The organism is Brevibacillus sp. FIR094, from assembly GCF_050477165.1.
Classification (GTDB): domain Bacteria; phylum Bacillota; class Bacilli; order Brevibacillales; family Brevibacillaceae; genus Brevibacillus.
The window spans coordinates 33373-39744 of sequence record NZ_JBEAES010000045.1 but is presented as its reverse complement, the minus strand read 5'-3'; the positions used below and the strand labels follow the sequence as shown (position 1 = coordinate 39744).

Sequence of the window (6372 nt, the reverse complement as noted above, 5' to 3'; positions counted from 1 at the left end):
CCACCGTTAGGTGGGCGGGCTTTTTACACTGTCTACTCAAAGGGGATATTATCAAATCAAGGTTTTTTCTTGTTCATTTCACTCTGCTTTCCTTCCACCAGTAGAACAATGTTGTCACGTAGTTACAAAGAATCCAAACGAATCTATACATTGCTTCTGCTTCTTGTCCTTCCTATAATAAACCTTATCATTCACTAGATGATGGAAGGGAGTAGGCACCAAAAATCTCCCATCCTACGTTTACAAGGAGGTTCTTATCATGAGTAACCCGACTATGTCCGATCAATTCCCTGTCATCGAAACAGACAGATTGATCCTTCGACAACCTAATCAACAAGACATAGAAGATATTTTTGAAGTATTGTCACATGAAGAAGTGGCGAGATATGTAGGAATAGCAAGGTTTCAATCGATAGCAGAGGCTGAAAATGAACTTCAATGGTATCGAGACTTATTTGAACAAAAACAGGGACTCAGGTGGGCAGTCTCGGATCGTTCCACAGGAAAATTTCTTGGCAGTTGCGGTTACAAAAATTATCATGCTGTACATAACAAAGCGGAGATTGGGTATGATCTGAATTTCTCGTGGTGGAATAAGGGGATCATGTCAGAAGCAATGCGGCCCATTATCGCGTACGGGTTTAGGCATATGCATCTAAACAGAATCGAAGCAGAAGCAGATACGCGAAATACGGCTTCCATCCATTTGCTCCAAAAATTTGGCTTTCAAGTGGAAGGAATCCATCGAGAAACGGAATTTGAAAATGGGATGTACATTGATCTTGTGAAGCTGGCGCTGCTTCGAAAAGAATATGAGTTGAATTCGTAAAAGAATCGTAATCGATATGCCGCGGGGGAATGTACGGAATCTTTCATCGTACAGCCCCCTGCTCATTTTCTCCCCACCTCTACAGCCACGCGCAAAGCAGACTCAATCGCCCCTTGAATCCAGCCATGATATTCATTCGAAGTGTGCTCCCCCGCAAAATAAATTTTTCCTTCAGGCGCACCAATGTGGGAAGCAAATTCCGTCTCCTGCAACGGTTTGAATAAGGCAAAGGCACCAGCAGCATAAGGTTGCAATGCCCAATTATGTGCAACCCCCGTAACGAAGGTAGTGTACACCTGCTCCCCATGAATGTCAGCCAGATGCTTTACCGCTTGCATAACCTGTTCTTCTTTCGACATGCTGAGCCACGGGAGGTCGTCATCCTCCCATGTGTAACTGACCAATACGATACCCCCAGGCTGATCAAAGCCGTGGTTGGGAAAGTAGGAGAGGCGAATAGGCGAATCCGTAACGGTTTGTCCGCTCCTTATTCCTTGTGCTTCCCAGAATCGCTGAGAAAACTGGACGCCTATTTTGGATGAGGAAACATAGTGGAGTTGACGAATGGCTTTCCACTTTTGATAGGAAAATAGATCATACGGTTCAACTCGAACAAACTGCAAAACGGTAAAAGGGATGGTAATAATCGCGATATCACCGGTCATCTGAAACAGTTCGTCTGTGTCGGTACGCACGCCAGAAATGGTAATTTGATTCCCCATCTCGACGATTCGCGTCATTTTATGTTGAAAGTAGATATTCTCCTGTAATTGGGGGAGAAATGCCTGTGGTAGCTGGTTAAATCCTCCTGCTATTTCGTAAAAGCGTGTCGAGGGATCGAATAGGATGAAGTCTCGTAAAATTTCGGGAAAGGCGAGCTCAGGGAATCCTTCGAAGCCAGTCATGACCTTGATCATATCGATAGCGGGAGCGGATAAGGAAGGGCCAACAGGATTGAAGCGCAAGAACTGATCCATGGAAAACCGATCGTACTTTTGGACGACGATGGGCCAATTCTTCGCCGGATCGAGGTTGATGAAGTCGATGATAGGCTTAATGGCTTGCCCGACCAATTCGTCGAACGTACGGCCTTTTTCATGTGGAGCTACAGGGAAACGGAGGATATCCGGATCGCGTTGATAGATCCAACGCCTTGTCTTGATACCATTTATGGAGATGATGTCGTTCGGAGAGCTGTTGATAAACGGATGAAGCGGAAGAGCGAATTTCGTCACGTATGCCAGCGTAAGTTCGTGCGTGTGAGGAATACGCATGGCTCCAGCTTCTAGATAATGACCATGGGTAAAAGGAGAGCGCAATGTAAAAACTCGGCCGCCTATCCGGTCCGCTGCTTCCAAAATCGTTACGTTGTGTCCCGCTGCTTTAAGCAACGAGGCAGAAACAAGACCAGCCATTCCAGCCCCAACGATGATGATATTGAGGGGGGAGTGGGTTTGGGGGAGACCATTGCGAATAATGGACAGCATGTCAGGTTGCGTTAAGGAGAAGGAGGGATTATTCATAGATTGTCTCCTTTCCATTCTTTTCCGGTACTATGATCCTATTCCATGGATTACTCAGGTATGTGTTGTGTAAGCCGATCATACAGGACTCTACCATTTTCATCCAAGGAATGATAGGATGGAGAAAAGGGGAACAAATGATCGGAGGAGCGAGTATGTTACCAACGGATGTTATTTGGAGACCAGCGACTGGTGTCGGATATGAGCATTTGAGAATACGCGAGGGCTCGAACAGAATTCACGTAAATAGCATGGTGATCGGGAGGCTGGATGACGCCACATTAACAAGAATCCAGTATGAAATTGTCCTTGATTCAAATTGGATCACGCGAGAGGTTTCACTGGCAATCATGGGCGAAGAAGGAGCTTTGCATCTCTCATCGGATGGCAAGGGAAAATGGACGAACGAGGTGGGGGAGTCCATTCCTGTGCTCTTTGGCTGTATCGATATCGATATTTCTTGTACGCCTTTCACGAATACACTGCCGATCCGTCGTTTGTCGTATTCTCCACGTGAACCACAGTCTATACAAGTTGCCTATTTCTCAGCCCATGAGCTGACATACAGACAAGTTGAGCAGCAATATACACTACTTGAAAGCAAAGGAGATTCTTCTGTCTATCAATACCGGGCGGGAACATTCGTGGAGAACATCAGCGTCGATACAAATGGGTTGGTTCAGAACTATCCAGACCTGTTTATACGTGAGCAGGTGTAGGGAGCAAGGAGTGATTGTCTAGCATGGCTGCAAGGTTTATTGCGGGTTTACTGGCCAGTTTTTTATTTACATTTGGGGTTGCACTTCTGTATTTTCAGGATCGATCCTCGGTTCTTTTTGTCGCGATGTTTACGTTCCCGACGGTGTTTCTGTTAGGGATTCCGCAATCTCTCATCATTGATTGGGTCATGGAGCGATTACCATGGAACAAGGGAAGTCTCCTTTTCATACTAGAAGCAATGCTGTACAGCGTGGCTGGAATGATCGCAACCATGATGCTTTTCTTCATCGTTACACATACCTTTATGCTGCTTCTCAAGTTTTACGTCCTGGGTGTAATTGCATCTTTGCTTTATTTTTTTAGCCTGCGTTTCCTAAGACGTAATAAGAAAGCCCTGCATGTAGCGTAAGGAAAAGGAGTGATTGCCATGAATGAATGGGTACAAGTCGTGTCAGGTAACATTTTGGAAGCTACGGAAACGATCATCGTGCAGCAGGTCAACTGCATGGGTGTGATGGGAGCAGGGCTTGCCAAGCAAATAAGAGCCAAATATCCAAGCGTTTATACGGAATACAAGCGGAATTGCGAGCAGTATGCGGATGCACGTGAGGACCTCCTTGGACAAGTACTGCTTTGTCAGGTTGGAGAAGGGAAGTACATTGCCAACCTTTTCGCACAGCTCGGTTATGGAAAAAAAGGAGTCTACACGAAATATGACATGCTGCAAAAAGGGTTGGAAGAAGTTCTCTCCCTAGCGAAAAAAGAAAGTCTGACCCTCGCCATTCCATACGGGATCGGCTGCGGATTAGCAGGTGGAGACTGGGATGTGGTAAGGAAACAGCTTGACGATATTTTTGCTGGCTATGGTGTGAAGGTGTATAAGTTTGAAGCGGATTGACGGTAGAGGATCATATGCGCTATAGTAAAAAGAACCATATCTAGGGAGAGATGTTGATGTCGGCGGTCGTTCTTAACTAAAGCAATTCCATACAAAAGGTCTTGATTCATCATTCGAAATTTTGCCTTGTAGCAAAGTTTCTTTGTGCTGGATGATAATCGGCCTTGGAATTAGTTAAGAACAACGGATATCATACAATGCCTTAGGTGAAAACCTATCATTGCGCCCAAAATCCGTGCTGTTTTCAGCGCGGTTTTTTATTTGGTTGCGTTTTGTTTAGGTAACCCAAAAAAAGGGCGGAGAATGACATTTGTTCATTCTTCGCCCTTTTTTATTTTTCATAAAAAAGGAGAAATCAGTCATGAATGAAAAAGCATTGCAGCGTCTCGAATACGACAAAATCAAAGAAAAGGTAATGGAATACGCCTTATCGTACGCAGGGAAAAAGCATGTGGAACAAATGATGCCGATGGACGCTGTCAAAGTAGTGCGAAGCAAGTTGGACGAAACAGCAGAAGCCAAAAACATCCTGCAAAATGGAGCCAGTGTACCAATCCCTGCGCTAGAAGGGATGGAGAAAATCCTTTCCCTCCTGGGGACGGGATATGTATTTGGCGTAAATGATTTCACCAATCTGTACCTGTTCCTAACGAGTTGCTCACAACTAACGAAATATATGGCGACAAAAGCACAATTGGCGCCACGTGTGAGTTCTTATGCAGCATCGATGTACGACGCCACCAAATTGAAAAATGAAATCGAACAATGCATCCGTCATGGGCAAGTTGTCGATTCCGCCAGCAAAGACTTGTTAAAGGTGCGTAAGCGCATCATCGTATTTGAAGAGCGACTGAAAAGACAACTGGATTCCATCATGAACAAATATCGTTCGATCATGCAAGAAAATGTCATTAGTACACGCAATGGACGGTATGTCATTCCCATCAAAAAAGAACATCGCAAGCAAGTGGCTGGCAGTGTTTTAGATGAATCGGCGAGCGGTCAAACCGTCTATATGGAACCGACAGAGATCAGCACCGTACAGTTCGAGCTTAGCGCACTCAAGGCTGAGGAAGAACGCGAAGTAACAAAAGTACTGATGCAATTGTCCGCATTCGCAGAAGAATATACGTATGAACTCACTGTGAATGTCGAGACGGTTGGCATGTATGACTTCCTTTTCGCAAAAGCGAAGTACGCATTGGCAATCGGAGGCGTGAATGTCGAACTAAACGAAAAAGGGATCATCGATGTCAGGGAAGCAAGGCATCCGCTACTCGGTCCGAAAATGGTGCCGCTCCATATGAAAATTGGTCGAGAGTACAAATCGCTTATTATTACAGGACCCAATACAGGCGGGAAAACATTGACGTTGAAAACCATTGGGCTGTTAACCATGATGGTGCAGTCAGGTTTGCTCGTACCTGTACAGGAAGGAAGTCGCTTCGCCATTTTCCGCAACATCGCGGTAGATATTGGGGATGGGCAAAGCATCGAGCAAGCGTTAAGTACGTTTTCCGCGCATATTCATAATGTCCTAGAAATCTTGCAGGTTACTGACGCCTCGACCCTCGTTCTGATTGATGAGATGGCTACCGGTACAGATCCAGGAGAAGGTGTCGCCTTGTCGATTGCGATTTTGGAGGAGCTGCACCGAAGAGGTGCGACGGTGATTGTGAATACGCATTTCAACGAAATCAAAAATTTTGCCTCCGCAACTGCCGGGTTCCAAAATGCACGAATGGAATTTGACGAGGAGACCTTGCAGCCACTGTATCGCTTGCGAATCGGAGAAGCAGGCCAGAGCTACGCATTCCTGATCGCACTGAAGCTGGGTATCCCGTCTGAGATGATTCAGCGTTCTCGGGAAATCACTCGGAATGGATTCACGACTACCACTACCACTATGGAAAGGCTGGAACAATACCAAGGCGTTGAGCAGGAAGAGTATGAGGCTCCCCAGTATGTGGAGACAGGAATAATAGAAAAGTCAGAAGAAGTGGAAGTAGACGTAGACGTGGAAGAGGAAAGACGAGAGCAGCTTCCACAGGAGAATTCCGAAAAAGCAGCAGATACATTAGCCAAACCTGAGCGTGACAAACCATTTGCTGTTGGTGATTGTGTGTTCATTTCCTATCTGGGGAGAACCGGCATCGTGTTTGCTGCGGAGGACTCCAAAGGTATCGTTGGCGTCATGATTCAAAATCAGAAGTATAAAATCAACAAAAAACGCCTCGTCTTGCATATTGAGGGCAAAGAACTGTATCCAGCCGATTATGACATGGACATCGTGTTCGAGACAAAAGAAAACCGGAAGAAGCGCAAAATGATGAGTCGCAAGCATGTCGAAGGATTATCGATGGAGACGAAGCGGGAGGGGTGACGAGTACGGGCAAAAAGCC

The 6372-nt window shown here is 45.8% G+C and carries 6 protein-coding genes; 5 read left to right on the top strand and 1 reads right to left on the bottom strand.

Going from position 1 to position 6372, the window contains the following annotated elements; translation table 11 throughout:
• Nucleotides 1–259: 259 nt before the first annotated feature.
• A complete protein-coding gene (locus ACQ5DJ_RS26780) occupies nt 260–829 on the top strand; it encodes a GNAT family N-acetyltransferase (protein ID WP_429845088.1) in 570 nt (189 codons plus the stop codon).
• Between the two features lie 62 nt (nt 830–891).
• On the opposite strand, the gene ACQ5DJ_RS26775 is transcribed toward ACQ5DJ_RS26780, so the two are convergent.
• Entirely contained in the window at nt 892–2352 is a 1461-nt protein-coding gene (locus ACQ5DJ_RS26775) for a flavin monoamine oxidase family protein (protein ID WP_429845087.1), read from the bottom strand.
• 155 nt (nt 2353–2507) lie between these two features.
• Between ACQ5DJ_RS26775 and ACQ5DJ_RS26770 the strand changes: the two genes are divergently transcribed.
• From ACQ5DJ_RS26770 to ACQ5DJ_RS26755, 4 genes are all read left to right on the top strand, one after another.
• Nucleotides 2508–3071, top strand: a complete 564-nt coding sequence (locus tag ACQ5DJ_RS26770; RefSeq protein ID WP_429845086.1) for a putative glycolipid-binding domain-containing protein — start codon at nt 2508–2510, stop codon at nt 3069–3071.
• A 23-nt stretch (nt 3072–3094) separates the two neighbouring features.
• The gene (locus ACQ5DJ_RS26765) at nt 3095–3481 is read left to right on the top strand and encodes a hypothetical protein (RefSeq protein ID WP_429845085.1); all 387 of its coding nucleotides are present in this window, start codon (nt 3095–3097) and stop codon (nt 3479–3481) included.
• 18 nt (nt 3482–3499) lie between these two features.
• Nucleotides 3500–3970 (top strand): macro domain-containing protein, encoded by a 471-nt coding sequence (locus tag ACQ5DJ_RS26760; protein ID WP_429845084.1) that lies wholly within the window; start codon nt 3500–3502, stop codon nt 3968–3970.
• A gap of 361 nt (nt 3971–4331) precedes the next feature.
• The gene (locus ACQ5DJ_RS26755; protein ID WP_429845083.1) at nt 4332–6353 is read left to right on the top strand and encodes an endonuclease MutS2; all 2022 of its coding nucleotides are present in this window, start codon (nt 4332–4334) and stop codon (nt 6351–6353) included.
• Nucleotides 6354–6372: the final 19 nt, after the last annotated feature.

Bases quoted from the DNA above. Each gene is read 5' to 3' on its own strand.
- ACQ5DJ_RS26775 (WP_429845087.1), bottom strand. From the start codon at position 2,352: ATGAATAATCCCTCCTTCTCCTTAACGCAACCTGACATGCTGTCCATT.
- ACQ5DJ_RS26760 (WP_429845084.1), top strand. From the start codon at position 3,500: ATGAATGAATGGGTACAAGTCGTGTCAGGTAACATTTTGGAAGCTACG.
- ACQ5DJ_RS26770 (WP_429845086.1), top strand. From the start codon at position 2,508: ATGTTACCAACGGATGTTATTTGGAGACCAGCGACTGGTGTCGGATAT.
- ACQ5DJ_RS26765 (WP_429845085.1), top strand. From the start codon at position 3,095: ATGGCTGCAAGGTTTATTGCGGGTTTACTGGCCAGTTTTTTATTTACA.
- ACQ5DJ_RS26780 (WP_429845088.1), top strand. From the start codon at position 260: ATGAGTAACCCGACTATGTCCGATCAATTCCCTGTCATCGAAACAGAC.
- ACQ5DJ_RS26755 (WP_429845083.1), top strand. From the start codon at position 4,332: ATGAATGAAAAAGCATTGCAGCGTCTCGAATACGACAAAATCAAAGAA.